This window comes from Xanthomonas boreopolis, from assembly GCF_046529185.1.
Taxonomy (GTDB): domain Bacteria; phylum Pseudomonadota; class Gammaproteobacteria; order Xanthomonadales; family Xanthomonadaceae; genus Pseudomonas_S; species Pseudomonas_S boreopolis.
Map to the genome: position 1 here is coordinate 4,139,977 of NZ_CP097162.1, position 25,634 is coordinate 4,165,610.

Annotated in this window: 27 protein-coding genes; 17 read left to right on the forward strand and 10 right to left on the reverse strand. The window is 68.6% G+C overall.

All coding sequences use genetic code 11. The features are described 5' to 3' along the window. Nucleotides 1-106: 106 nt before the first annotated feature. The 4 genes from bioH to lpxO all read left to right on the forward strand — a co-directional run bounded on the left by bioH (nucleotide 107) and on the right by lpxO (nucleotide 3,662). Nucleotides 107-868 carry a pimeloyl-ACP methyl ester esterase BioH gene (bioH, locus tag M3M27_RS18560; protein WP_140728011.1) on the forward strand — a complete coding sequence of 254 codons (762 nt, stop codon included), beginning with the start codon at nucleotides 107-109 and terminating at the stop codon, nucleotides 866-868. Nucleotides 869-935: 67 nt separating this feature from the next. Beyond that, nucleotides 936-1,718, forward strand: coding sequence for an SDR family oxidoreductase (locus M3M27_RS18565; protein WP_434026565.1), 783 nt, complete (start codon nucleotides 936-938; stop codon nucleotides 1,716-1,718). 57 nt (nucleotides 1,719-1,775) lie between these two features. Beyond that, complete coding sequence (bioC, locus tag M3M27_RS18570; RefSeq protein WP_434026566.1) at nucleotides 1,776-2,663, forward strand: malonyl-ACP O-methyltransferase BioC; 888 nt, start codon at nucleotides 1,776-1,778, stop codon at nucleotides 2,661-2,663. Nucleotides 2,664-2,756: 93 nt separating this feature from the next. Continuing rightward, a complete protein-coding gene (gene lpxO / locus M3M27_RS18575; protein WP_140728008.1) occupies nucleotides 2,757-3,662 on the forward strand; it encodes a lipid A hydroxylase LpxO in 906 nt (301 codons plus the stop codon). On the opposite strand, the gene M3M27_RS18580 is transcribed toward lpxO, so the two are convergent. The 4 genes from M3M27_RS18580 to M3M27_RS18595 all read right to left on the reverse strand — a co-directional run bounded on the left by M3M27_RS18580 (nucleotide 3,649) and on the right by M3M27_RS18595 (nucleotide 7,375). After that, entirely contained in the window at nucleotides 3,649-5,166 is a 1,518-nt protein-coding gene (locus M3M27_RS18580) for an ArnT family glycosyltransferase (RefSeq protein WP_434026567.1), read from the reverse strand. The genes lpxO and M3M27_RS18580 overlap by 14 nt on opposite strands. A gap of 76 nt (nucleotides 5,167-5,242) precedes the next feature. Next, nucleotides 5,243-5,659: a ketosteroid isomerase-related protein gene (locus M3M27_RS18585; protein ID WP_434026568.1), complete on the reverse strand. Its 417-nt coding sequence runs from the start codon at nucleotides 5,657-5,659 to the stop codon at nucleotides 5,243-5,245. Nucleotides 5,660-5,819: 160 nt separating this feature from the next. Further along, on the reverse strand, nucleotides 5,820-6,443 hold the full coding sequence (locus M3M27_RS18590) for a YdcF family protein (protein ID WP_434026569.1): 624 nt from the start codon (nucleotides 6,441-6,443) through the stop codon (nucleotides 5,820-5,822). Next, a complete protein-coding gene (locus M3M27_RS18595) occupies nucleotides 6,425-7,375 on the reverse strand; it encodes a pyridoxal-phosphate dependent enzyme (RefSeq protein WP_434026570.1) in 951 nt (316 codons plus the stop codon). Before M3M27_RS18595 ends, M3M27_RS18590 begins: the two co-directional genes overlap by 19 nt. A 174-nt stretch (nucleotides 7,376-7,549) precedes the next feature. Here M3M27_RS18595 and M3M27_RS18600 point away from each other — a divergent pair, with 174 nt between their 5' ends. From M3M27_RS18600 to M3M27_RS18610, 3 genes are all read left to right on the forward strand, one after another. Further along, entirely contained in the window at nucleotides 7,550-7,957 is a 408-nt protein-coding gene (locus M3M27_RS18600; RefSeq protein WP_434026571.1) for a hypothetical protein, read from the forward strand. A 589-nt stretch (nucleotides 7,958-8,546) separates the two neighbouring features. Continuing rightward, on the forward strand, nucleotides 8,547-10,430 hold the full coding sequence (gene mnmG, locus M3M27_RS18605; RefSeq protein ID WP_434026572.1) for a tRNA uridine-5-carboxymethylaminomethyl(34) synthesis enzyme MnmG: 1,884 nt from the start codon (nucleotides 8,547-8,549) through the stop codon (nucleotides 10,428-10,430). A gap of 147 nt (nucleotides 10,431-10,577) precedes the next feature. Then, nucleotides 10,578-11,105 carry a DUF4142 domain-containing protein gene (locus M3M27_RS18610; RefSeq protein ID WP_434026573.1) on the forward strand — a complete coding sequence of 176 codons (528 nt, stop codon included), beginning with the start codon at nucleotides 10,578-10,580 and terminating at the stop codon, nucleotides 11,103-11,105. A gap of 5 nt (nucleotides 11,106-11,110) precedes the next feature. Here M3M27_RS18610 and pcaD read toward each other — a convergent pair whose 3' ends face one another. Next, on the reverse strand, nucleotides 11,111-11,896 hold the full coding sequence (gene pcaD / locus M3M27_RS18615) for a 3-oxoadipate enol-lactonase (protein ID WP_434026574.1): 786 nt from the start codon (nucleotides 11,894-11,896) through the stop codon (nucleotides 11,111-11,113). A gap of 252 nt (nucleotides 11,897-12,148) precedes the next feature. Here pcaD and M3M27_RS18620 point away from each other — a divergent pair, with 252 nt between their 5' ends. The 6 genes from M3M27_RS18620 (at nucleotide 12,149) to M3M27_RS18645 (ending at nucleotide 17,420) form a co-directional block, all read left to right on the forward strand. Then, nucleotides 12,149-12,694 carry a gamma carbonic anhydrase family protein gene (locus tag M3M27_RS18620; RefSeq protein WP_140728000.1) on the forward strand — a complete coding sequence of 182 codons (546 nt, stop codon included), beginning with the start codon at nucleotides 12,149-12,151 and terminating at the stop codon, nucleotides 12,692-12,694. After that, on the forward strand, nucleotides 12,691-13,536 hold the full coding sequence (locus tag M3M27_RS18625; RefSeq protein ID WP_140727999.1) for an AAA family ATPase: 846 nt from the start codon (nucleotides 12,691-12,693) through the stop codon (nucleotides 13,534-13,536). The genes M3M27_RS18620 and M3M27_RS18625 overlap by 4 nt, the downstream gene beginning before the upstream one ends. 3 nt (nucleotides 13,537-13,539) lie before the next feature. Then, nucleotides 13,540-13,794, forward strand: coding sequence for a DUF2164 domain-containing protein (locus M3M27_RS18630; protein ID WP_434026575.1), 255 nt, complete (start codon nucleotides 13,540-13,542; stop codon nucleotides 13,792-13,794). A 71-nt stretch (nucleotides 13,795-13,865) separates the two neighbouring features. Continuing rightward, nucleotides 13,866-15,044, forward strand: a complete 1,179-nt coding sequence (locus M3M27_RS18635) for a vWA domain-containing protein (protein ID WP_434026576.1) — start codon at nucleotides 13,866-13,868, stop codon at nucleotides 15,042-15,044. A gap of 113 nt (nucleotides 15,045-15,157) precedes the next feature. Further along, nucleotides 15,158-16,069 carry a DUF2167 domain-containing protein gene (locus M3M27_RS18640; protein ID WP_434026577.1) on the forward strand — a complete coding sequence of 304 codons (912 nt, stop codon included), beginning with the start codon at nucleotides 15,158-15,160 and terminating at the stop codon, nucleotides 16,067-16,069. Nucleotides 16,070-16,226: 157 nt separating this feature from the next. Further along, the gene (locus M3M27_RS18645) at nucleotides 16,227-17,420 is read left to right on the forward strand and encodes a serine hydrolase domain-containing protein (RefSeq protein ID WP_434028049.1); all 1,194 of its coding nucleotides are present in this window, start codon (nucleotides 16,227-16,229) and stop codon (nucleotides 17,418-17,420) included. 413 nt (nucleotides 17,421-17,833) lie between these two features. Here the strand turns inward: M3M27_RS18645 and M3M27_RS18650 are convergent, their stop codons facing one another. Genes M3M27_RS18650 through M3M27_RS18660 form a run of 3 tightly spaced genes read right to left on the reverse strand, consistent with a single transcriptional unit; the run spans nucleotide 17,834 to nucleotide 19,933 of the window. Next, nucleotides 17,834-18,145, reverse strand: coding sequence for a YkgJ family cysteine cluster protein (locus tag M3M27_RS18650; protein WP_434026578.1), 312 nt, complete (start codon nucleotides 18,143-18,145; stop codon nucleotides 17,834-17,836). 10 nt (nucleotides 18,146-18,155) lie between these two features. Then, on the reverse strand, nucleotides 18,156-19,337 hold the full coding sequence (locus tag M3M27_RS18655; RefSeq protein ID WP_434026579.1) for a glutathionylspermidine synthase family protein: 1,182 nt from the start codon (nucleotides 19,335-19,337) through the stop codon (nucleotides 18,156-18,158). 35 nt (nucleotides 19,338-19,372) lie between these two features. Next, the gene (locus tag M3M27_RS18660) at nucleotides 19,373-19,933 is read right to left on the reverse strand and encodes a DUF1190 domain-containing protein (RefSeq protein ID WP_434026580.1); all 561 of its coding nucleotides are present in this window, start codon (nucleotides 19,931-19,933) and stop codon (nucleotides 19,373-19,375) included. A gap of 171 nt (nucleotides 19,934-20,104) precedes the next feature. Between M3M27_RS18660 and ilvD the strand changes: the two genes are divergently transcribed. Then, complete coding sequence (ilvD, locus tag M3M27_RS18665; protein WP_434026581.1) at nucleotides 20,105-21,943, forward strand: dihydroxy-acid dehydratase; 1,839 nt, start codon at nucleotides 20,105-20,107, stop codon at nucleotides 21,941-21,943. A gap of 11 nt (nucleotides 21,944-21,954) precedes the next feature. On the opposite strand, the gene M3M27_RS18670 is transcribed toward ilvD, so the two are convergent. Next, nucleotides 21,955-22,908, reverse strand: coding sequence for an integron integrase (locus tag M3M27_RS18670; protein WP_434028050.1), 954 nt, complete (start codon nucleotides 22,906-22,908; stop codon nucleotides 21,955-21,957). A 250-nt stretch (nucleotides 22,909-23,158) separates the two neighbouring features. Here M3M27_RS18670 and M3M27_RS18675 point away from each other — a divergent pair, with 250 nt between their 5' ends. Continuing rightward, nucleotides 23,159-23,626 carry a DUF1643 domain-containing protein gene (locus M3M27_RS18675; RefSeq protein ID WP_125108736.1) on the forward strand — a complete coding sequence of 156 codons (468 nt, stop codon included), beginning with the start codon at nucleotides 23,159-23,161 and terminating at the stop codon, nucleotides 23,624-23,626. 75 nt (nucleotides 23,627-23,701) lie between these two features. Beyond that, complete coding sequence (locus tag M3M27_RS18680) at nucleotides 23,702-24,376, forward strand: FxLYD domain-containing protein (RefSeq protein ID WP_434026582.1); 675 nt, start codon at nucleotides 23,702-23,704, stop codon at nucleotides 24,374-24,376. Between the two features lie 344 nt (nucleotides 24,377-24,720). Here the strand turns inward: M3M27_RS18680 and M3M27_RS18685 are convergent, their stop codons facing one another. Further along, entirely contained in the window at nucleotides 24,721-24,972 is a 252-nt protein-coding gene (locus M3M27_RS18685) for a hypothetical protein (RefSeq protein ID WP_434026583.1), read from the reverse strand. A 189-nt stretch (nucleotides 24,973-25,161) separates the two neighbouring features. Between M3M27_RS18685 and M3M27_RS18690 the strand changes: the two genes are divergently transcribed. Then, nucleotides 25,162-25,587, forward strand: coding sequence for a hypothetical protein (locus M3M27_RS18690; RefSeq protein WP_434026584.1), 426 nt, complete (start codon nucleotides 25,162-25,164; stop codon nucleotides 25,585-25,587). Nucleotides 25,588-25,634: the final 47 nt, after the last annotated feature.

Sequence of the window (25,634 nt, forward strand, 5' to 3'; positions counted from 1 at the left end):
GCCGCGGAAGCGGCATGCTGCGCCCCTTCATCCGTCCTCCTGGATCTTCTCCCGCGAGGGAAGAGGTGATCCGGCGCGGCTCTCGATCTATCCCGGAACGACCACGATGCATATCGAAACCATCGGCCAAGGCCCGGCACTGGTGCTGATCCACGGCTGGGCCCTGCACGGGGGCGTGTTCGCCCCGCTGGCCGAGCGACTCTCCCCGCACTTCGAACTGCACCTGGTGGACCTGCCCGGCCATGGCCACAGCCGCGACGATGCCACGGCGTTGTCGCTGCCGTTCGTGGTGCACGACATCGCCGCGGCCACGCCGCCGGCGGTGTGGCTGGGATGGTCGCTGGGCGGCCTGTTCGCGTTGCAGGCGGCGGCCACGCTGCCGCAGGTGCAGGGCCTGGCGATGATCGCGGCCACGCCGCGCTTCGTGCGCGGCGAAGCGTGGCCGGACGCGGTCGAACCGAGCGTGTTCGAGCAGTTCGGCCGCGATCTCGCGCAGGACTATCGCGGCACGCTGGAACGCTTCCTGGCCCTGGACACGCTCGGCTCAGAACATGGCCGTGCCGAACTGCGCACGCTCAAGGACATGCTGGTCGCGCGCGGCGAGCCGGCCCCGCGCGCGCTGCAGGAAGGGCTCCGCCTGCTCGAACGCAGCGACCTGCGGCGCGCCCTGCCCGGCCTGCGCAAACCGAGCCTGTGGATCGCCGGGCAGCGCGACCGGCTGGTACCGGCGCGCGGCATGCAGGCCGCGGCCGCGCTGGCGCCGGGCGCGCAGGCGATCACGATTGCCGGTGGCGGCCACGCGCCGTTCCTCGGCCATGTCGACCAGGTGGCGGAGGCGGTGCGGGGTTTCGCCGCCGCGCTGTACTGAACTTTGTGGGAGGGACTGAGGTCCCTCCCACAACGAAGCTTCCCTGTTCATCACGAGGAACGACATCATGGATCTTGGGATCGCCGGCCGATGGGCGCTGGTGTGCGGCGCCAGCAAGGGCCTGGGACTGGGCTGCGCCCGCGCGCTCGCCGCCGAGGGCGTCAACCTGGCGATCGTCGCGCGCCATGCGGAGGACCTCGCCATCGCCGCCGCCGGCTTGCGCGAACTCCCCGGCGCACGCGAGGTGCGCACCGTCGCCGCCGACATCGCCAGCGAGGCCGGGCGCGCCGCGGCGCTGGCCGCCTGCCCGCGCGTGGACATCCTGGTCAACAACGCCGGCGGCCCGCCGCCCGGCGACTTCCGCGACTGGCGGCGCGAGGACTGGCTGGCTGCGATCGAGGCCAACATGCTCGCGCCGATCGAGCTGATCCGCGCCACCGTGGATGCGATGCAGGCGCGCGGTTTCGGCCGCATCGTCAACATCACCTCCAGCGCGGTGAAGGCGCCGATCGACATCCTCGGGCTCTCCAACGGCGCGCGCGCCGGCCTGACCGGCTTCGTCGCCGGACTGGCGCGCAAGACCGTCGCCCGCAACGTCACGATCAACAACCTGCTGCCCGGTTCGTTCGACACCCAGCGGTTGCACGCCACGCTGGTCGCGCGCGCCCGGGCGCAGGACCTGAGCCTGGAGGACGCCACCCACCAGGCGCAGGCGAAGATCCCGGCAGGCCGCTTCGGGCGCCCGGACGAGTTCGGCGCCGCCTGCGCGTTCCTGTGCAGCGCGCAGGCCGGCTACATCACCGGGCAGAACCTGCTGATCGACGGCGGCACGTATCCCGGCACGTTCTGAGGGGCCGCCACGCAAGGCTCGCGCCGGTGCCGGCAAACGCGCGACAATAGGCCGGCAATGACCCCGATCTTCGATTCCCGCCACGTCCGCCGCGCGTTCTCGCGCGCCGCCGGCAGCTACGATGCCGCCGCCGCCCTCCAGCACGAAGTGGAAAAGCGCCTGCTCGAGTCGCTCGACTACCTCGACGGGCGCACGCCGCAGGTCGTGCTCGACGTCGGCGCCGGCACCGGGCATGCCACCGCCACCATGAAGAAGCGCTGGCCGAAGGCGCAGGTGATCGCCATGGACATGGCATTGCCGATGCTGCACGAGGCGAAGAAGCAGGCAGGCTGGTGGAAGCCGTTCGCGCGCGTGTGCGCGGATGCGCGCGCGCTGCCGGTCGCCGACGGCAGCGTCGACGTGATCTTCTCCAACCTGTGCCTGCAATGGGTCGAGGACCTGCCGGCGGTGTTCGCCGGGTTCCGGCGCGCGCTCAAGCCGGGCGGCCTGCTGCTGTGCTCCACCTTCGGCCCGGACACGCTGGTCGAACTGCACGAGGCGTTCTCGCAAGTCGACCCGGTCCCGCACGTCAGCCGCTTCGCGCCGATCGCGCAGTTCGGCGACGCGCTGATGCTGTCCGGCTTCCGCGACCCGGTGCTGGACCGCGACCTGTTCACGCTGACCTACGACGACCTGCCGGCGCTGATGCGCGAGCTGCGCGCGATGGGCGCCACCAACGCGCTCAGCGCGCGCCGCGGCACGCTGACCGGCAAGGGCCGCTTCGCCGCCGCCGCTGCCGCCTACGAGCCGCTGCGCCGGTCCGACGGCAAGCTGCCGAGCAGCTGGGAGGTCATCTACGCCCACGCCTGGGCGCCCGACCCCGGCGCCCCGATCCGCGAGCGCGGGCAGGACGTCGCCTCGGTACCGGTCGGCTCGATCCCGATCCGGCGCCGTCCGCGCGACTGAGCGTTGCCGGCCGGGCGGCAGTCAGCCAGCCGCCGCCGGAAGGACTAGAATCGCCCGGCTGGCGCCTCCGCGCCCCTCCATCGGTTCCCCTGCATGATCAAGTGGCTCATCATCGCGCTGTTCCTCGCGTCGGCGCTCTACATCCATTTCCGCGGCCGCGTGCGGCACCGGCTGAGCCGGCAATTGCTGGACCACTCCACCTTCATGGCGCCGATCAACGCGCTGATGTACCTGTGCTCGCGGGTGCCGACCACGCCGTTCATCGATCCCGGCAAGGAATTCCCCGAGCTGGCGCCGCTGCGCGAGCAATGGACGGCCATCCGCGACGAGGCGGTCGCGCTGGCCGAACTGAAGAAGATCAAGGCCGCCGACGGCTATACCGACGTCGGCTTCAACTCGTTCTTCCGCCGCGGCTGGAAGCGCTTCTACCTGAAGTGGTACGGCACAGCGCATCCGTCCGCGGCCGAGCTGTGCCCGCGCACCACCGCGCTGCTCGCCTCGATCCCGACGGTCAAGGCGGCGATGTTCGCCGAGCTGCCGCCGGGCAGCGAACTGCGCCCGCACCGCGACCCGTTCGCCGGCTCGATGCGCCTGCACCTGGGCCTGGCCACGCCGAACGACGACCGTTGCTTCATCGAAGTGGACGGCCAGCGCCACAGCTGGCGCGACGGCGAATGGACCATGTTCGACGAGACCTACATCCACCACGCGCGCAACGACACCGACCGCGACCGCATCATCCTGTTCTGCGACATCGAGCGGCCGATGCGCTGGCGCTGGGCGCAGGCGCTGAACCGCGCGGTCGGCAAGACCCTGCTCGCCGCGGGCGCCTCGCCCAACCAGGACGGCGACAAGACCGGCGGCATCAACCGCCTGTTCCGCTACTTCTATGCGGTGCGGCTCAAGGCCAAGGCGCTGAAGGAACGCAACAATCCGCTCTACCAGACGCTGAAGTGGGGCATCTTCGCGCTCGTCGTGGTGGCGATCATCTACCTGTGATCGCCTCCGGGCGTTCCGGCTTGCGCACGACCTCGAAGAACAGCCGGCCGTAGTACGGCCGGCCCAGCGTGCGGGCACCGTAGCCGCGCGCATGCAGCGCCGCCAACACCTGGGGCCAGTCCTGCCGCTTGCAGATCCACAGCTGGTCCGGCTCGTGTTCGGCCAGCTCGTGGTCCAGGTCCGAGTCGTATTCCGGATTGAAGCGCCCCCGCGGCGGCCATGGCGCCAGCGAGATTTTCTCGACCTCGGCATCCAGTTCCAGGCGCAGGCCGTAGCGCGCCATGTCCTGCACGAACACCACCTCGCGCAACGGTGCCGGATGGATGCGCCGGATTTCCCGCGCCCAGGCCGCCGAGTCCTTGTGCGTGGGCATCCACGCCACCGCCAGCTTCAGCCCGAGCAGCAGCGCGCCCCAGGCGAACAGCCAGCGCCAGCGCGGCAACGTCCGCCCGTCATGCTCGCGCTGCACCGCCACCAGCAGCGCCAGCGGCGCGAACAGCGGCAACAGGTACAACGGCAGGCGCGAGCGCGCCAGGCAGAACACCGCCAGCGGCAACAGCCACCACAGCGCCAGCAACAACCGCGCCGCCTCGCGCTCGCGCAGCCGGCGGTCGCGCCATGCGTCGCGTGCCAGCCGCGGCAACGCGCGGACGGCACGCAGCAGCGGCCAGGTCCACGGCAGCGTACCCAGCAGCAACGTGGGCAGGTAGATCTTCAGCCAGCCATACCATTCGCCGTTGCGGCCGAAGTCGTCGGTGGCGATGCGGCCGACCACCTCGTCGCCGGCCAGGTAATGCAGCAATCCCGGCGTATCCAGCACCACCGCGACATACCACGGCAGCGCCAGCAGCACGAACACGGCCAGGCCCGAAACCTGCAGGGTGCGACGCCTCGGCCCGGGCATCAGCGCGTTGTAGACCAGCATCACCGCCAGCGGCAGCAAACCGGGCGGCCCCTTGGTCAGGAAGGCCAGGGCCAGGCCGGCCCACATCAGCGCGGTCCAGGCCCGGCCATGCACGGGCGAAGGCGCCGTGCGCGCGCGGACGAAGGCCCACATCGCCAGCGTTTCCCACAAGGCCAGCAGGTAATCGGTGGTGATCTGCTGGGACGCCGCGAACGGCATCAGCATCGTGGCGTAGATCGCCGCGGCGGCCAGTGCCAGCGGTCGACGCCCGGGGAACAGCGCGCGCGCCAGCGCGAACACCAGCCCGATGCAGCCCAGATAGGCCAGCGCCGCGGGCAGCCGCGCCGCCCATGGCCGCTCGCCGAACGCACCGACGCTGGCGGCGATCGCCCAGTAGGTCAGCGGCGGCTTGGTCCAGTGCCCGGTCTCGTGATTGCGGCGCGGCGTCAGCCAGTCGCCGCTGTGCAGCATGTTCAGGCCGACGTTGGTATAGCGCCCTTCGTCGGGCTCCCAGATGCCGCGCGCGCCGAGAAAGGCCAACGCGAGCAGGCACGACAGCACGGCCAGCGTCGCGACCGGTGAGCGCAGGGACAGGCGCATGCGGGATTCGGCAGGGGGAGCCGCATGCGACCGTAGCCGCCGCCGGGTCGGAGAATTGTCGAGGACGCCGGTGCCGCTACGCCGCGGCGGAGACCTGCTCGATCCAGTCCTGCAGGTTGTAGTAGTTGGTCACGCGGGCGATGCGGCCATCGCGGACGTCGAAGAACGCCCCGCCGGGCAGCACGTAGCGCTGGCCGCGCGCCTCCGGCAGGCCCTCGTCGGTACGGTGGTACTGGCCATGCACGACGTATTCGGCGCCGACCCGCGTGCCATCCGCGTTCGCCATCAGCGCGATGTCGCGCAGTTGCTCGCTGTAGCAGGCATTCATCCGCTCGAGGAAGGCCGAGAACGCCGCCCGGCCGGTCTCGCGCGGCCCCTGGTTGAGATCGTGCGCCACGTCGTCGGCGAGGCAATCGAGCATGCCGTTCCAGTCGCCGCGGTTGAAGGCGTCGTAGTAGCGCTGCACCAGTTCGAGGGCGGCTTGCCGGGTCATTGTCGGGAGCATTCCGGGGAGAACCGCCATCATAGTGACGATCCAGGAACCGTGCACACGCGCTCTCCCGCCTCCAACGATGCGACCGGAGCAGACGCCACTTCAGTAAAGGGGCGCGCCGGAGGGGACTGGAAGCCGCGCCATCCCCGCGGTTGCGATCTCAGGCGGCGCGAAAGAACAGGTCCCGGTGGAAGAAGTAGACCTCCTGCAGCAGGAACCGCCAGCTGGTATGGAAGCTGCGGAAGCGCGTGCTCGGCGTGGACGAGGCGAGCGCGTCGATGCCCAGCTCGCGGCACAGCCGCAACGCGCGCGCCATGTGCAGCGGGTCGCTGACGATGATCGCGCGGTGCATGCCGTGCGCCTGCATCAGCGCGCGCGCCTGTTCCAGGTTCTGGCGCGTGGTGCGCGACACCGTCTCGATCAGGATGTCCTGCTGCGGCACGTCGTGGCGCAGCGCATAGCGGCGCGCCACCTGCGATTCGGAGAAGCGCGCGCCGCTGCCGCCGAATCCGCCGGTGAAGATCAGCTTGGGCGCATAACCGGCGCGGTACAGGTCCAGGCCGTGGCGGATGCGTTCCTCGAACACCGGCGAGGGGCGCGCGTCGTAGGCGGCCGCGCCGAGCACGATCACCACGTCGGCCTGCGCCGCCTGGTCGCGCTCGCCCACCCACACGATCCAGACCGCGACGCCCAGCAGCCACAGCACCGCCAGGACCAGCAGGCGCCACAGCCAGCCCCAGGGCCCGAGCCGCTTGCGTGCTGCCATCACGCCGCGGCCGCCCATGGCAAGGCGTCGAGGTCGACGTTGCCCCCCGACAGCACCAACCCGACCCGACGCCCGGCGAAGCGTTCGGGCACCGACAGCACCGCCGCCAGCGCGATCGCGGAGGACGGCTCCACCACCTGCTTGAGCACCTGCCAGAGCAGGCGCATCGCCTGGACCGTATCGGCATCGGCGACGGTGACCACCTCGGCCCCGGCCGCCTGCAGGATCGAGAAATTGGGCCCGCCGAGCGTCCCGCGCAGGCCGTCGCAGACGGTATCGGGCACGAAATCGATGCGCCGCTCGCCCGCCGCCAGCGAGCGCGCGGTATCCGCCGCACCGGCCGGTTCGGCCAGCACGAGCTCGCACCCGGGGGCGGCGCCGCGCAGCGCCAGCGCGGCGCCCGAGGCCAGCCCGCCGCCGCCGACGGGCACCACCAGCACGTCCAGGCCATCGGCCTGGCCCAGCAATTCCAGCGTGGCGGTGCCCTGTCCGGCGATCACGGCCGCATCGGTGTACGGATGCACCAGGCAGGCGCCGGTATTGGCCTGGACCTCGGCGCAGGTGCGCTCGCGCGCGGCGATCGACGGCTCGCACCGCCACAGCGTCGCTCCGTGGCGGACGATATTGCTCAGCTTGGCCGCGACCGCGCCGTCCGGCACCACCACGTGGCAACCGATGCCGCGGGTGCGCGCCGCCAGCGCCAGCGCCGCGCCATGGTTGCCGGACGAATGGGTGACCACGCCCCGCGCGGCCCGTGCCTCGTCCAGCGACCACACCGCGTTGCAGGCGCCGCGGAACTTGAACGCCCCGCCGCGCTGCAGGTGCTCGGCCTTGAAGTGCAGCCGCGCCCCGCTGAGCGCGTCCAGGGCCCGTGATCGCAGTACCGGCGTGACCTCCGCATGGGGGGCGATGCGCGCCGCCGCCAGCAGCACGTCGGTGAAATCAGGCAATCCGGGTTCGATCATCCGCCAAGGTTAACGTATCGTCCCCGGACGCCAGGAGCCCGGCGCGGCGCCCGCCGCCACCGGGCGACATGAAACATTCATCGCGACAACGGGAAGTTAAGGACGGATTCAATGCGTTACGCCGACATTGGCAGCATGCTCAAGAGGAGGGGTCCACCAATGAAAACCCGCATGCTCCTGGCCGCCGGGATGCTGGCCCTCCTCGGCGGCTGCGCGACCTACGACTACACCGGCGGCGCCAGCGGCGGCTACTACCGCGGCACGCCGAGCGTGCAATACCGCTATCCGCCGGGCTACTACGGCGGTTACTACGGTGGCTACGGCCCGTACTACGGCCCCGGCTGGATAGGCCTGTACGACTATCCGGCCTATCCGGGCCGCTACTACTACCGGCCGCCGCCGGTCCGCCGCCCGCCGCCGGGCAATGCCGGCCCGCGGCCGCCGCGCCCTTCGCAACCGGCCCCGCCGCGTCCGAGCGTGCCGCGGCAGTCGTCGCCCTCGCCCTGGCGCGACCTGAACCGGATCAAGCAGCCGGGCCGATCGGGAGTGCGGACCCAGGAACCATAACTTTCGGGACTTGCGACGACAGCCACAATTCGTGTTGCGGAAAAGCTTGCTTTTGATCGGCGCTTGGCGCGAAGCTACGCCTCGGTCGTGACGCGACGCGTCGCATTCTGACGCGAGCCGTTACACAGCCGTTTCAATGTCGATGTCCGACAGGGAAATCTGGATCCCCCCTGTTCCGGCCCTGTCGGATATCGGCGCCTACAACGCGAAGCCCCGGCCCTGCCGGGGCTTCGTCTTTGGGTTTCCCGCTCCGGCGGAATCCCGGCCCCATGCCCCTCCGGTGCGCGGGATTTCCCTCCGGATCCGCGCAATGGCCATACGGGCTTGCGAAGGATTCGCGCCAAAGAAAAAGGGCCGGCAGTCCCCCGACTACCGGCCCCGTGCTACCCCGGGGTGCGCATGGCTGGCCCCTGTTCCAATTCCAGCCGTTTGCGCCATGCAGGCGCAGTGCCACACCAGGTGCAATCGGGTTATCTGCACGAAGCATGCCAGCTTGAGGGTGCGTTGCTTAAAATGCGAACCAGCGCCCAGAAATCCCCCTCGCCGCGGTCGGCCGCGGCCCCTCCGTCCACCTCCGTACCCGTTTGCCATGACCCGCTCCTTCCATCGCCATGACGTGATCGTGATCGGCGGCGGCCATGCCGGCACCGAAGCCGCGCTGGCGGCCGCGCGTGCCGGCGCGCGCACGCTGCTGCTGACCCACAACATCGAGACCGTCGGCGCGATGAGCTGCAATCCGGCGATCGGCGGCATCGGCAAGGGCCACCTGGTCAAGGAGATCGATGCCCTGGGCGGGGCCATGGCGCACGCGGCCGACCTGGCCGGCATCCAGTGGCGCACCCTCAACGCCTCCAAGGGCCCGGCGGTGCGCGCCACCCGCTGCCAGGCCGACCGCGCGCTGTACCGCGCCGCGATCCGCCGCATCGTCGAGGCGCAGCCGAACCTGACCGTGTTCCAGGCCGCGGTCGACGACCTGGTCATCGAGGGCGACGCGGTGCGCGGGGCGATCACCCAGACCGGCCTGCGCTTCGAGGCCGGCGCGGTGGTGCTGACCGCCGGCACCTTCCTGGCCGGCAAGATCCACATCGGCCAGACCCAGTACACCGCCGGGCGCATGGGCGATCCGCCGGCCACGACCCTGGCCGCGCGCCTGCGCGAACGCCCGTTCGCGATCGACCGGCTCAAGACCGGCACGCCACCGCGCATCGACGGCCGCACCCTCGACTACGCGGTGATGGAGGAACAGCCGGGCGACGACCCGCTGCCGGTGATGTCGTTCCTCGGCCAGGTCGCCGAGCATCCGCGCCAGGTCAGTTGCTGGATCACGCATACCTCCGAGCGCACCCACGAGATCATCCGCGGCGCGCTCGACCGCTCGCCGCTGTACACCGGCCAGATCGAGGGCATCGGCCCGCGCTACTGCCCGTCGATCGAGGACAAGGTGGTGCGCTTCGCCGAGAAGACCAGCCACCAGATCTTCGTCGAGCCGGAAGGGCTGGACGTGGTCGAGATCTATCCGAACGGCATCTCCACTTCGCTGCCGTTCGACGTGCAGCTGGAACTGGTGCGCTCGATCCGCGGCTTCGAGCAGGCGCACATCACCCGGCCGGGCTACGCGATCGAGTACGACTTCTTCGATCCGCGCGGGCTGAAGGCGACGCTGGAGACCAAGCTGGTCGAGGGCCTGTTCTTCGCCGGCCAGATCAACGGCACCACCGGCTACGAGGAAGCCGCCGCGCAGGGCCTGCTGGCCGGGCTCAACGCGGCGCGCTTCGTGCGTGGCCGCGACGGCTGGTCGCCGCGCCGCGACGAGGCCTACCTGGGCGTGCTGGTGGACGACCTGATCACCCACGGCACCACCGAGCCGTATCGCATGTTCACCAGCCGCGCCGAATACCGGTTGCAGCTGCGCGAGGACAATGCCGACGTGCGCCTGACCGCGGCCGGCCGCGAACTGGGCGTGGTCGACGACCGCCGCTGGGCCGCATTCCAGGCCAAGCAGGAAGCGGTCGAGCGCGAGAGCCAGCGCCTGCGCGCGCTGTGGGCGACGCCCGGCAACGCGCTCGGCCGCGAGGTCGAGGCGACGCTGGGCGTGGCGGTCAGCCGCGAGACCAACGTGCTCGACCTGATCAAGCGCCCGGAGCTGGACTACGCCAAGCTGATGACGGTGCCCTCGCTCGGCCCCGGCGTGGACGACGCCAAGGTCGCCGAGCAGGTCGAGATCAGCGTGAAGTACGCCGGCTACCTCGATCGCCAGCGCGACGAGATCGCGCGCCAGCAACGCCACGAGGCCACGCCGATCCCGGAGGGTTTCGACTACGCCGGCGTGCGCGGGCTCTCGGCGGAAGTGCAGCAGAAGCTGGAACGCGTGCGCCCGCAGACCATCGGCCAGGCCCAGCGCATCCCCGGCATGACGCCGGCGGCGATCTCGCTGCTGCTGGTGCACCTGGAACGCGCGCGGCGCGTGGCGTAGCGCGCCCGTCCACGCGGCGGCTCGACGCGATCCTCACGGTACCGGCGGGGGCGCCAGCCTCTCCTTGAAGCGGACTGCACGCCGCCCGGACGCGGGAATCACGATCCGCCGGGCACGCTGGCCCCACCTTACACCGGAGGGGCCGCCATGCCTGCCCGTACTCTCGCCAGCACGCTGTTCGTTCTCCTCGCCGTGACCGGAAGCGGCGCGGCGCAATCCCCTTCCAGCGCCCGCGGCGCGGCGCTCGATCAATCCGCCGCGCTCGGCGTCCTGAGCGCCATCAACACCTCGGAGATCGACGCCGGCAACCTGGCGTTGCAGAAGCAGGTCACCGGCCCGGTGCGCGAATACGCGACCCGCATGGTCAAGGAACACGGCGAGAACAACCGCAAGGTGGCGCTGCTCGAACCGGACCTCGCGGCCGCGCCGGCCAAGGCGCAGATGGCGAAGGGCCAGCAGGAGCTGGCCACGTTGAAGGCGCTCGACGGGGCGGCCTTCGCGCAAGCCTATGTCGCGGCGATGGTGAAGGACCACACCGAAGCGCTACGGGCGCTGGACGCCCAGCTGATCCCCGCGGCGTCGACGCCCGCGGTCGTCACGCACCTGCAGACGACGCGGCACCATGTCGCCGACCATCTCGAGGCGGCCAAGCGGCTCCAGAGCGGGGACAGGTAGGCGCATCAGGCGCCGGCCTGCAGGAAGTCCTGCAGCACCCGGTTGAAGTCCTGCGGCGATTCCAGGTTGCACAGGTGCCGCCCACGGACCTTGCAGAAGTGGCCCGCGGCCACGTTGTTGGCGACGTACTGCAGCTCATGCGGCGGGCACACCGGATCGTCGTCGCCGGCGATGGCCAGCAAGGGCGCGGCGATGCCTGGCAGCGCGTGGCGGAAGTCGGCCTGGGCGACCGCGTGGCAACCGCCGATGTAGCCCTCGCGCGAGGTCTCCAGGAAGCTGGTGACGACCTCGTCGATCACCAGCGGATGGGCGGCGATGAAGCCCGGGGAGAACCAGCGCTGCACGGTGCCGTCCACCAGCGCGGTGAGCCCGTCCTGCTGCACCTGCCGGATCCGCTGCGCCCAGGTCTCCGCCGTGCCGATCTTGGCCGCGGTAGAGCAGACCACCAGCCGCTGCAAGCGCGCGCCGGCGTTCAGGCCCAGCCATTGCCCGGTCAGGCCGCCGATCGACAGGCCGCAGAAATGCGAGCGTTCCACGCCGAGCGCATCCCATAGCGCCAGCACGTCGCGCCCCAGGTCGGCGACCTCGTAGGGCCCGGGCGGCGTGTCGGACTGGCCGTGCCCGCGCCGGTCGTAGCGCAGGACCCGATAGTGCGGCGCCAATGCCTCGACCTGCGGATCCCACATGTGCAGGTCGGTGCCGAGCGAATTGCAGAACGTCAGCCATGGCGCATCGTCGCGCCCCTCGATGCGGTAGTGCAGGCGATGGGTGGGCAACTCGATCAGCGGCATGGGCGGGACTCCGTGGGCAGGAAGCGACGTGCCGAACAGAGACCAGGAACGCAACCGAAGCCTGTCCGGGAAGCGAAGCATGCCGGACGAGGAGTTAGAAGCGCGTGGCCGGCCTTGGCAACCGTGCACGCCGTCGCTGTTTCCGCCGCTCGCGCGAACCGCGCGGCGGCGATGCGCATGCCAGGCGTTCCACAAAGCGCCCGCGCATGCCGGTTATCATCATGCCGTACCGCCCCGTATCCGGAGAACGCCGTGCCCTCGATCCGCCCCTTCCTCGACAAGGTCCCGCGACTCGGCGCGCGCGTCTACGTCGACGATGCCGCCACCGTGATCGGCGACGTGGTGCTGGGCGAGGACGTCTCGGTGTGGCCGGGCACGGTGATCCGCGGCGACGTCAACCACGTGCGCATCGGCGCGCGCAGCAACCTCCAGGACGGCACCATCGTCCACGTCAGCCACCACAGCCCCTACAACAAGGCCGGCCATCCGACCCTGGTAGGCGAAGGCGTCACCATCGGCCACGGCTGCATCATCCATGCCTGCACGATCGGGGACTACAGCCTGATCGGCATGGGCGCGTGCATCCTCGACGGCGCCGTCGTGGAGAAGCACGGCTTCGTCGGCGCCGGCGCGGTGGTCGGGCCCGGCAAGGTGGTGCGCTCGGGCGAGTTGTGGCTGGGCAACCCGGCGCGGCCGGCGCGGCAGCTGTCCGACCAGGAGATCGAGAGTCTGCACTACTCGGCCGACCACTACGTGCGGTTGAAGGACAAGTACCTCGGCATGGAGGCCGCGCGATGAGGTTCGAAGGCACCGCGCGCTACGTCGCCACGCCGGAGCTGATGCAGGCGGTCAACGCCGCGATCGCGCTGCAGCGCCCGCTGCTGGTCAAGGGCGAGCCCGGCACCGGCAAGACCCTGCTCGCCGAGGAGGTGGCGGCCGCGCTCGACGCGCCGCTGCTGACCTGGCACGTGAAGTCCACCACCAAGGCGCAGCAAGGCCTGTACGAATACGATGCGGTCAGCCGCCTGCGCGACTCGCAACTGGGCGATCCGCGCGTGCACGACATCGCCCACTACATCCGCAAGGGCAAGCTGTGGGAAGCGTTCGAGAGCGAACGCCGCGCGGTGCTGCTGATCGACGAGATCGACAAGGCCGACATCGAGTTCCCCAACGACCTGCTGCACGAACTGGACCGCATGGCCTTCGACGTCTACGAGACCGGCCAGAGCGTCGTCGCGCGGCACCGTCCGGTGATCCTGATCACCTCCAACAACGAGAAGGAACTGCCGGACGCGTTCCTGCGCCGCTGCTTCTTCCACTACATCGCGTTCCCGGACGAAGCCACGCTGCGGCGCATCGTCGACGTGCACTTCCCCTCGATCGACCGCACGCTGGTGTCGCGCGCGCTGCGCGCCTTCTTCGAGTTGCGCGAGGTGCCCGGCCTGAAGAAGAAGCCCTCGACCTCCGAGCTGATCGACTGGCTGCGCCTGCTGATGGCCGACGAACTCGCCGCGCGCCAGCTGGCCGACGCCGAGCCCTCCAAGGCGCTGCCGCCGCTGGCCGGCGCGCTGGTCAAGAGCGAGCAGGACGTGCAGCTGCTGGAGAGACTGATGTTCCTGCACCGGCGACAAGGGCGCTGAACCATGCAGAAGATCGCGTTCGACAAGGACGAGAAGGCCGCGCTGGTGGGCAAGCTCCAGCGGTACTTCGCCGAGGAGCTGCGGCAGGACATCGGCCGGTTCGATGCCGAGTTCCTGCTCGATTTCGTTTCCGGCGAACTCGGCGCGCACTACTACAACCGCGGCCTGCGCGACGCCCAGGCCGCGTTGGCGGCGCGGCTCGACGAGATCCAGGACGCGATCCACCAGCTGGAACGACCGACGGACCACGCCAGGTGAACACGCCCATTCGCCCGCACGATACTCGCCGGGGCCATGCCGCCCCTGCCGGTTGAGCGGGAGGCACCGCGATGTTCCTGCGCCTGTTCCATGCCTTGCGCGCCGAACGCGTCCCGGTCACGCCGCGCGAATGGCTGGACCTGCTCGGCGCGCTCGAGGCCGGCGTGGCCGATCCTGAGCCGCAGGCCCTCTATGCCCTGGCTCGCACCGCGCTGGTCAAGGACGAACGCCACTACGACCGCTTCGACCGGGCCTTCGGCCGCTACCTCAAGGACGTGGCGGCCGCGCCGGCGCAGGCCTTGCAGGCGGCGATCCCCGGCGATTGGCTGCGTGCCGCGCTCGGCCGCGAGCTGACCGAAGAGGAGAAAGCCGGGGTGCAACGGCTCGGCTCGCTGGAAGAGCTGATGCGGCGCTTCCTCGAGCGCCTCGGCGAGCAGCACGAACGCCACGAAGGCGGCAGCCGCTGGATCGGCACCGGCGGCACCAGCCCGTTCGGCAATGCCGGCCATCACCCCGGCGGGCTGCGCGTCGGCGGCGAAAGCCGCGGGCGCATGGCGGCCAAGGTGTGGGAGCAACGCAGCTTCCGCGAACTGGACGGCGATGCCGAGCTCAGCCCGCGCAACCTCAAGCTGGCGCTGCGGCGACTGCGCCGGTTCGCGCGCAGCGGCGCCGCCGACGAGTTCGACCTGGAAGCCACCGTCGCCGCGACCGCCCGCGAGGGCGGCCTGCTGGACGTGCGCATGCGCCCCGAGCGGCGCAATGCGGTCAGCGTGATCCTGCTGCTGGACATCGGCGGTTCGATGGACGACCACGTGCATGCCGCCGAAGCCCTGTTCGGCGCCGCGCGCGCCGAGTTCAAGCGGCTAGAGCATTTCTACTTCCACAACTTCCTCTACGAGCACGTGTGGACCCATGCGCGCCGGCATCCTTCCGATCGCGTCGCCACCTGGGACCTGCTGCATCGCTATCCCGCCGGCCATCGCGTGATCGTGGTCGGCGACGCCTCGATGCATCCCTACGAGATCAGCCATCCCGGGGGCGCCAGCGAATCCTGGAACGCGGAATCCGGCGCGACCTGGTTCCAGCGCCTGGCGGCGCACTTCCCCCACCTGGCCTGGATCAACCCGCTACCGCGCGAACGCTGGGACTGGACGCCCTCGGTCGGCATGGTCCGGCACCTGCTGGAGGAGCGCATGTTCCCGCTCACCCCGGACGGCATCGGCGATGCGATGACGCGGCTGTCGCATTAGCCCGCCGGCATCGCCGGCAAGCATCGCGCTCTCCCCGCGGCGCATTGTCCGCGCCGCGCATTTGCGCGACACTGCGCGCCTTGGCGTGGGGACGCCGGCGAAAGGAATCACCGATGAAGACATCGACGTTGGGCCGCGGCCTGCTGGCCGCCTGCGTGTTCGCCCTGTCCGCCTCCATCGCCTCGGCCGAGCCGGCCGGCGAAGGCGAAATGACCGCCGAGCAGTTCCTGCAGTCGTTGCACTTCCGCGACGGCCACATCGAGATCCCGCAGGCCAAGGCGCACTTCGACCTTGGCCAGGAATTCCGCTACCTCGACCAGGCCGACGCCCGCCGCGTCCTGGAGGAGTTCTGGGCCAACCCGCCGGACGAAAGCGTGCTGGGCCTGGTGGTACCGCGCCATCCGGCGCTCGACGAGGACGGCAGCTGGGCCGTGGTCGTCACCTATGCCGACGATGGCTACGTCTCCGACGCCGATGCGGCCAAGATCGACTACGACGAGCTGCTGTCGGACATGAAGCAGGGCACCGCCGAGGACAACCAGGCGCGCCGGGAGCAGGGCTATGGCACCGTCGACCTGGTCGGCTGGGCCGTGCCGCCGCGCTACGACGCCGGCAGCAAGAAGCTGCACTGGGCCAAGGAGCTGCACTTCGAAGGCCAGCAGGACAACACGCTCAACTACGACATCCGCGTGCTCGGCCGGCATGGCTACCTGAGCCTCAACGCGATCGCCGACATGAACGAGCTGGAGCAGGTCCGCGAAGGCATGCAGAAGCTGCTGCCGATGACCGGGTTCGACGAAGGTGCGCGCTACGCCGACCACAATCCCTCCACCGACAAGATCGCCAGCTACGGACTGGCCACGTTGATCGGCGGCGGCCTGGCCGCCAAGGCCGGGCTGTTCGCCAAGCTCGGCCTGGTCCTGGCGAAGTTCTGGAAGCTGCTGCTGATCGGCGTGATGGCGGTGGGGGCCGGTATCCGCAAGCTGTTCGGCGCGCGCAAGGAACGGCAAGGCACCGTGCGCTGACGCGGCGGGAAAGCGGCGCACCGCAGCATCCCATCGCTGCGCTTGCGGGGGCGTACCGGGCCGCCTACGGTACGTCCGCCCAGCCGTGGAGGAATAGCCGATGTCCCAGTCCGCCCATCCCGATGCCGGCCGGCGCCGGTTCCTGCACGGCGCGGCGATGGCCGGCATCGCGCTCGCCCTGCCCTGGGACGTGCGGGCACGCACGCCTGCCCGCACATCGCCGATCGACGACGCCATCGACCGCGCCCTCGCCGAGCACCGCCTGGTCGGCACGGTGGTGCTGGTACGACGCGATGGCAAGCCGTTCCACCAGCGCATCGCCGGGTTCGCCGACCGCGAGGCGAAGCTGCCGATGCGGGCCGATGCGCTGTTCCGCTTCGCCTCGGTCAGCAAGCCGGTGGTGACCACCGCGGCGATGGCGCTGGTGGCGCGCGGCAAGCTCGAACTCGACGCGCCGGTGGCGCGCTGGCTGCCGGAGTTCCGCCCGGCGCTGGCCGATGGCAGTCGTCCGGACATCACCCTGCGCCAGTTACTCGTGCATACCTCCGGGTTGACCTATCGCTTCGAGGAAACCGGCGCGGATCGCGCCTATGCCAGGCTCGGCGTATCCGACGGACTGGACCGGCCCGGCTTCGACCTGCAGGAGAACCTGCGCCGGCTCGCGCAGGCGCCGCTGCTGTTCGCGCCCGGCACGCGCTGGAACTACTCGCTCGGCATCGACGTGGCCGGCGCGGCGATCGAGCGCGCCTACGACGGCACGCTGGCCGAGGCGGTGCAGCACCTGGTCGGCAAGCCGCTGGGCTGGCGCGACACCACGTTCCACGCCACCGATGCCAAGCGCCTCACCACCGTCTACGTCAACGACGGCCAAGCGCAACCGCACCGCATGGCGGGACCGGAGCACGTGCCGCTGGTGCCCGGCGCCGAGGGCGTGTCGTTCGACCCGGCGCGCGCGCTCGATCCGGCCGCCTATCCCTCCGGCGGCGCCGGCATGGTCGGCCGCGCCGACGAATTGATGCGGTTGCTCGACACCCTGCGCAGCGGCGGCGGCGACGTACTGCCCGCCAGGCTCGCCGCGGAGATGGGGCGCGACCAGGTCGCGCCGCTCGAAAGTTCGCCGGGCACAGGCTTCGGCCTCGGCTTCTCGGTGCTGCGCGACCCGGCCGCGGCGAAGTCGCCCGAGTCCCCCGGCACCTGGCGCTGGGGCGGCGTGTACGGCCACAACTGGTTCGTGGATCCGGCACGCAAGCTGAGCGTGGTCGCACTGACCAACACGCTGTACGAAGGCATGTCCGGCCGCTTCGTCAACGACCTGCGCGATGCGGTGTACGCGCAGGTGGGCAGGGCTTAGCGCGGGAGTCGGGAGTCGGGAGTCGGGAGTCGGGAGTCGGGAGTCGGGAGTCGGGAGTCGGGAGTCGGGAGTCGGGAGTCGGGAGTCGGGAGTCGGGAGTCGGGAGTCGGGAGTCGGGAGTCGGGAGTCGGGAGTCGGGAGTCCAAAACAGGCTCTTTGACCTCGATTACCTGTCAAGTGTTTTCAGGTTTTTTGCGCTGATTTTTGCTCTTTTGTGGGAGGGACTTCAGTCCCGACAGAAGGCCGGTAAAGCCTGTCGGGACTGAAGTCCCTCCCACAACTGCACTCGGTCCGAAGTGAGCTTGTCGCTTTTCCGGGTCCCCGGTCCCGGGTCCCGCGTCCCGGCTTCTCCGATAAAGCCCCATCGCGGCTGAAGCCGCTCCCACAAAAAAGCCGCGCCTGCGTATTTCTACTCAATCCGGCTGCGTCGCCCGCTCCAATTCGCCCAGCAACCGCAGCGCCTCCTCGCGCGAGCCGCCGCACATGTCCGGCGCAGGACGCAGCCGCCCGCAAAAACCAGGCCGCTCCGGCTTGCCGAACACCTTGCAGCGCATCTGCGCATCGAGCTGCGCGCAAGCCACGCCCGCGGGCTTGCCACCCGGCATGCCCGGCAAGGGCGAGGCGATCGACGGCGCGATGCAGCAGGCGCCGCAGCCGTCGCGGCAGCTCAGGCAGGCGTCCACGGCAGGCCGTGGCCCCGCGGGAGGGACCTCGATCCCTTGCATCGGATACCGCTCACGCATACAGCGTCGCCGGCGCATCGTCCTCGACGATCGCATGCGGCACGAAGCGCGCGCTGTCGCGGGTGATCGGGCTGTCGTCCTCGCGGATGCCGATGCCGCAGGCGCTATCGCCGACGATCCAGCTGCCCACCAGCGGATAGCCGCCATCGAAGGCCGGCAGCGGATGCGCCGCCTGGCGGATGCACGGGCCCGCGTACGGCCCGTCGCTCTCCAGCCGGCGACCATCCGCGAGGTGCATCGCGACGTTGGCGCCCTCGCGCGAATGCAGCGGCTTGCGCACCCAACCCGGCGGCAGCGCGCCGCCGTCGTCGAAATGCGCCTCGAGCAGGTTGGGATGGCCACGGTGGCGTTCCCACAGCAGCGGCAGCACGCCCTTGTTGCTCAGCAGCGCCTTCCACGGCGGCTCGAGCAGGCGCAGCCCGGAGCGCGGCAGGGCGCGGCCGAACTCGTCGGCGAACAGGTCTTCCAGCGGATACAGCTTGAACAGCGAGCCGATCACGACGTCGTCCAGGTCGGTGAAGCGCCCGTCCTCGGCCAGCCCGACGTCCTCGATCGCGATCGCCGCGCCATGCAGGCCCGCCTGCGCCGCGCAATCGCGCAGGTAGGCCACGGTGCCCTGGTCCTCTTCCGATCCGCGTACCGCGGCGAAGTACAGCGGCGGCGGCAACTGCGCCGACAGGTCGCCGAAACGGCCGACCAGCGCTTCGTGGATCCAGTTGAACTGGTCCGCCCCCGCCGGCAGGCGCCCGGCGCCGCGCTGGTCCTCCAGCCACTGCCACTGGAAGAACGCCGCCTCGAACAGCGAGGTCGGCGTGTCGTAGTTCAACTCGTACAGCTTGGCCGGGCCACGGCCGTCGTAGGCGAAGTCGAGGCGCCCGTACAGGTGCGCTTCGCCGCGGCGCCAGCTGTCGGCGATCCAGTCGCGGAACGGCCCGGGGATCGCCAGCCGCGCCATCAGCGCCTCGCTCGCGACGATCTCGCCGACCAGGTCCATCGCCATCGCGTGCAGCTCGGCGCTGGGGTCCTCCAGGTCGTCCTCGATCTGGCGCAGGCTGAACGCGTAGTACGCGCGCTCGTCCCAATAGCGTTCGCCGTCGATGGTATGGAAGCGGAAGCCGCACTCGGCCGCCAGCGCACGCCAGTCGCCGCGCTCGATGATGGGAACGCGCCGCATCAGGACGCGCCCTGCCCGTGAACCGCCCGCACGCCTCAGCCGCCGGAACCGATGCGGCTGCCGCTGCTGCCGCCGAAGCCGCCGCGGCTGACGGTCACCGCGCGGTTGGGCGTGCTGGTGAACGGCGTCAGCGCCGACTTGCCGGTGCCGATCCCGCTGGCGGTGTTGAGCCCCCCGGTCCCCGGCGCGGTGGCCGGGCGCGCCCAGCCGGCGTTGCGGTCCTGGTACGCCGGCGCGGCCGCGGGCTGGGCCAGGCCGGCGCGGTTGTTGAGCATCTGCGACATGAAGAAGCCGGCCATCATCGGGCCGATGAAGGAGTGGCCCGCGGAGGTGCGCTGCTCCACGCACTGGTCGGGCGGGTAGTCCTTCTCGCACTCGGCGCGGCTGGCGTACTTGGGCGCGGCGTCGGCGGATTGCCGGCGCGCCTGCTCGAACGCGGTGCGGCAGGCCGACGGATTGCCGGTGGCCTCCACGCAGCTCTCCACGGAGGTATACAGCCCCTCCTGTACCTGAACCGGCTGCTCGCGCTGGCAGGCGGTGAACAGCAGCGGCGCGGTGCTCATCAGCAGCAATGCGGTGGTCTTCGATCGCTTCATGCGTCTGTTCCTGTCGTTCCAGCCGCACATGATGCCCGTTCCTCCCCGGGCACGCACTTCGCGCGGCCCGCGGATGCGCCACGCCGGCGAAGTTGCAGGCGCAACCAAGGAAATCCCGTATAAAGGACCGGTATTTCCCGCCAGCCACTGGCCCGCCAGACCGCAGCACCCATGCCCGAGTATCGCTCCAGGACCTCCACCGCCGGCCGCAACATGGCCGGTGCCCGCGCGCTGTGGCGCGCCACCGGCATGAAGGACGACGACTTCCACAAGCCGATCGTCGCCATCGCCAACTCCTTCACCCAGTTCGTGCCCGGGCACGTGCACCTGAAGGATCTCGGCCAGCTGGTCGCGCGCGAGGTCGAACGCGTCGGCGGCGTCGCCAAGGAGTTCAACACCATCGCGGTCGACGACGGCATCGCGATGGGCCACGACGGCATGCTGTACTCGCTGCCCAGCCGCGAGATCATCGCCGACGCGGTCGAGTACATGGTCAACGCGCACTGCGCCGACGCGCTGGTGTGCATCTCCAACTGCGACAAGATCACCCCCGGCATGCTGATGGCCGCGCTGCGGCTCAACATCCCGACCGTGTTCGTCTCCGGCGGCCCCATGGAGGCCGGCAAGACCCGGCTCGCCGACCACAAGCTCGACCTGATCGACGCGATGGTGATGGCCGCCGACCCGAACGCCAGCGACGAGCAGGTCGCCGCGGTGGAGCGCAGCGCCTGCCCGACCTGCGGCTCGTGCTCGGGCATGTTCACCGCCAACTCGATGAACTGCCTGACCGAGGCGCTGGGCCTATCGCTGCCGGGCAACGGCACCGTCGTGGCCACCCATGCCGACCGCGAACAGCTGTTCCTCAAGGCCGGGCGCACCGCGGTCGAGCTGTGCCACCGCTGGTACGGCGCCGAGGACCCGACCGCGCTGCCGCGCGGCATCGCCACCTTCGCCGCGTTCGAGAACGCGATGACGCTCGACATCGCCATGGGCGGTTCGACCAACACCATCCTGCACCTGCTCGCCGCCGCGCAGGAAGCCGAGGTGCCGTTCACCATGCGCGACATCGACCGCCTGTCGCGGCGCGTGCCGCAGCTGTGCAAGGTCGCGCCGAACACGCAGAAGTACCACATCGAGGACGTGCACCGCGCCGGCGGCATCATGGCGATCCTCGGCGAGCTGGCGCGCGGCGGCCTGCTCGATACCGGCGTGGCGACCGTGCATGCCAGGACGCTCGGCGACGCCATCGCCCGGTGGGACGTCGCGGCGACCCAGGACGAAGCCGTGCACACGTTCTACAAGGCCGGCCCGGCCGGCATCCCGACCCAGGTCGCCTTCAGCCAGTCCACCCGCTGGCCGAGCCTGGACGCCGACCGTGCCGAAGGCTGCATCCGCGACGTCGAACATGCGTTCTCGCAGGAAGGCGGCCTGGCCGTGCTCTACGGCAACATCGCGCTGGACGGCTGCGTGGTGAAGACCGCCGGCGTGGACGAATCGATCCACGTCTTCGAAGGCACCGCGCGCGTCTACGAAAGCCAGGACGCGGCGGTCAAGGGCATCCTCGGCGACGAAGTGCAGCCGGGCGACGTGGTCGTGATCCGCTACGAGGGCCCCAAGGGCGGCCCCGGCATGCAGGAGATGCTGTATCCGACCAGTTACCTGAAGTCCAAGGGCCTGGGCAAGAAGTGCGCGCTGCTGACCGACGGCCGCTTCTCCGGCGGCACCTCCGGCCTGTCGATCGGCCACGCCTCGCCCGAGGCCGCCGCCGGCGGCGCGATCGGCCTGGTCCGCGACGGCGACCGCATCCTGATCGACATCCCCAAGCGTTCGATCGACCTGCTGGTCCCCGACGAGGAACTGGCCGCGCGCCGCGCCGAGCAGGACGCCAAGGGCTGGAAGCCGGCGCAGCCGCGCGCGCGCAAGGTCAGTACCGCGCTGAAGGCGTATGCGCTGCTGGCCACCAGCGCCGACAAGGGCGCGGTGCGGGACCGGGCGCTGCTGGACGGCTGAGCCCCCCCGGCTCAGCGCCCGCCACGGTCGAGCGGGCTGCGTACCGCACTGGCTCCCCGACCAAGCACATGCGTATACAGCTGGGTGGTCGCCACATCCTTGTGGCCGAGCAGCTCCTGCACCGTGCGGATGTCATGGCCGGCTTCCAGCAGGTGCGTGGCGAAGGAATGCCGCAGCGTGTGGCAACTGCTCGGCTTGTCCAGTCCCGCCTGCCGGCAGGCCGCCTTGACCGCGCGCTGCAGCCCCTTCTCGTCCACATGATGCCGCCGCACCGCGCCGCCGCGCGGATCGACGCTGCGCCGTGGTGCCGGGAACAGGTACTGCCAGCCGATCTCGCGCGCCGCGTTCGGATACTTGCGCGCCAGCGCATGCGGCAGCCAGACCTCGCCGAAGCCGGCCTCGATATCGCGCGCATGCACGCGCCGCGCCTCTTCCACCTGTGCCAGCAAGGCCTCGCGCAACGACTGCGGCAGGATCGTGCGGCGATCCTTTCCCCCCTTGCCATCGCGCACCACGATCTCGTATCGGCCGAAGTCCACGTCCTTGATGCGCAGGCGCACGCATTCCATCAGGCGCATGCCGGTGCCGTAGAGCAGCGCGGCCATCAGCCAATGCCGCCCGTCCATCTGTTCCAGCAGCATGCCCACCTCCGCCTCGCTCAACACCACCGGCAGCCGGCGCGGGCGCTTGGCGCGCTGGATCTCGTCCATCCAGGGCAGCTCTCGCCCCAGCACCTCGCGATACAGGAACAGCAATGCGGCCAGCGCCTGGTTCTGCGTGGAGGGTGCCACCTCGTCGTGCACCGCCAGCCGGGTCAGGAACGCCTCCACTTCCTGCGCCCCCATCGTGTCCGGGTGGCGCTTGCCGTTGGCGAGGATGAAGCGGCGTATCCAGCCGACGTAAGCCTCCTCGGTCCGCTTGGCCCTGCCAAGCCGCCGCAGGCGCTCGCGCACCTGATCGAGCAGCCTCGGCGGCGGCCCGGCCGCCGAAGAACGCGAGCGTGCAACATCCTTGGCGAGCGCCTGATCCGGGTGATACCGTGACATCCGAGCCTGTCCACAGGGAGGAGGCGACATGTTTACGCACGGGGGTTACACACCACAGCCAGCGGAATGCCAGGCAGGGCGTGGGGGGCGGATGGAAAATCAGGTAGGGATTCCCGGACCACACACCGGGGCTATTCCCAATTTTGTCTTCGAATAGTAGTTAGCGCTCATGAAAAGCACCGCCACGATTTCCGAATGCCAGAAATACCGCTATGAGTTGCGCCGCATCTGGGACTCATCAAAGCCTCCCGTTCTGTTCATCGGTCTGAACCCATCTACCGCTGACGCGGAAACAGATGACAACACTTCACGCGTTTGCATCAACTACGCAAAGCGTTGGGGATATGGCGGCCTGCTGCTTGGCAACTTATTTGCGTTCCGCTCTACAGATCAGTCGGCTTTGTTCACCGCCAAAGATCCTATCGGGCCTGACAATGACAAATGGCTTCGCAAGCTTCAATCAGAGGCACCGGTAGTTGTTTGCGCCTGGAGTGCAACTGGCAGCTATCTGGGCAGGGACAATCAGGTTCTTAGCTTCATCAAAGCGCCGCATTGCCTAACTAAGCTAAAAAGCGGCCACCCGGGTCATCCTCTTTATAAAAGTGCAGCGCTCCAACCTATTCCGTATGAGCGCTAACAATTCATTCAAGCCGACGCCGCTTCGCGGCGCGGCTTAATTCAGGCGTTAGCGAGCAAAGGGGGAGATCATCGCATGTTGAAAAATTGTCCAGAGTGCGGCGGCACCACATCAGATCAAGCTACGAGCTGCCCACATTGCGGCCACCCACTCATCCCATCGTCGCCGCCCATACCACCGGCACCGGCACCGGCACCGGCACCGGCACCGATTAAAATCACTCAAAATCGAAGCCCGGTATTTACCGTTCTTGCTGCGTTCGGCCTTCTTCTCTGTCTATTCACTCCACGCCTAATCCTTGTCTTACCGCTCTTCGGAACAATCGCTTGCGCAGTCATAGCTCTGTTCCGCCGCGAGCGGGCGCGCGCCGCCTCAATTATTGTTCTTTTGTTAACGCTTGGACTATTTCTGCTGAGTGCCATTGACTCCCCTTCCAGCAGTACGCGCAATTCCACTGCCTTGTCTTCGGTCAAGATTGAAGATTGGAACTGGAGTGTAGATCCAGACTTTGCCGGGAGAGGAACAGTCAAATGGAACGTAAGTGTCCGCAATTTAACAGATAAATATATTGACAATGTCCGGGTAGAACTAACCACTTACGACAAGGATGGAAAACTCATCACGACTAGCTTTACATACGTTGGAGCAATTCCACCTAGCGGCACACGCAACACAGAAAGTTTCGCGAACTACTATGGGACAGAAGAAAAAGCATCCATTCAGGTCACAGATGTCCGATTTGCTCGCTAACAATTCATTCAAGCCGACGCCGCTTCGCGGCGCGGCTTAATTCAAGCGTTAGGCAGCAGACCAACTTATTAGCGCCATAAAGGAAAGCGAAGATGACCGACTGTGTACCGGATGATCAAGGCAATATTACTTGTCCACACTGCGGCAACGTTTACCCTAGTGACGACAATTGCCATTCAACTCCAGCACCAAGTGGGAGTGGTGGCTGCACCAAAAGATGCCATTGTCCAGCTTGTGGCGAGACTTGTTGCATGGAACGTGATCGTCCAAGGCCTAGGCCTTAGTAACGCATCTTCTGCCTAACAATTCATTCAAGCCGAAGCCGCTTCGCGGCTCGGCTTAATTCAGGCGTTAGCCCTCTTATGAAGCTCCGCGCCACTCATGACCAAGCCGTGATCGATCAGTGGGCCGCAAAGATTGCTGCGCATGACAAGGGTCATGGCCGCATCCAGATCATCTTGCTTATCGCTCTGATGGCCGGCTTTATCTCTATGTTCATTTGGCCGAGTGCACCACTGTTCATTGCCACGTGCGTCATTTTCTTCTGCGCCTTCATCAGCCAGATCACCGAAAAAGCAGCCCTTACGTGTCCCCACTGCGGCAATCCGCCCGTGACCGGCCGCTCATCCCCACGCAGCGCTGATTTCTGCGCCCACTGCTACTATTGGCTTAAAAGCCCCTTTGGCCAAGGTGATCGGTCAGAGGGCTAACAATTCATTCAAGCCGAACCCGCTTCGCGGGTCGGCTTAATTCAGGTGTTAGGTCACAATGGAGTTCACTCGCAAATGAAGCACTATTTCTTAGGAATCGCCGCATCCATTGCATTGTCCGCATGCTCGGCACCTCAAGAGCCACAGCAGCCCATCCAATCGCAACGAGCAGCAGAATCGCAGAGTGTAGAGCCTTCGCCTCAGCCGGTTCCAACTGAAGTTAATAGCATGAGCGACTATGAAAAGATTGAGCAAGCTGCTCTTTCTGGCGATTATCAGGCTCAAAGAAATCTGGCTTATACCCTTACTACCAGCATTCCTCACGATCCAATTCTCGGTTGCGCCTGGCGCATCGTTATCGTTGAATCTGGCTCAGAACAAGTTGACCAGAGCGACACTGGCAATAAAGCTTCTGACTGCGATCAGAAGTTGAATGCTGATGAGTTGACCGCGGCCAAGGCGCAGGCAAAAAAGTTGCAGGCGCAGATTGCTGGCAAGTGACCTAACAATTCATTCAAGCCGAAGTCGCTTCGCGGCTCGGCTTAATT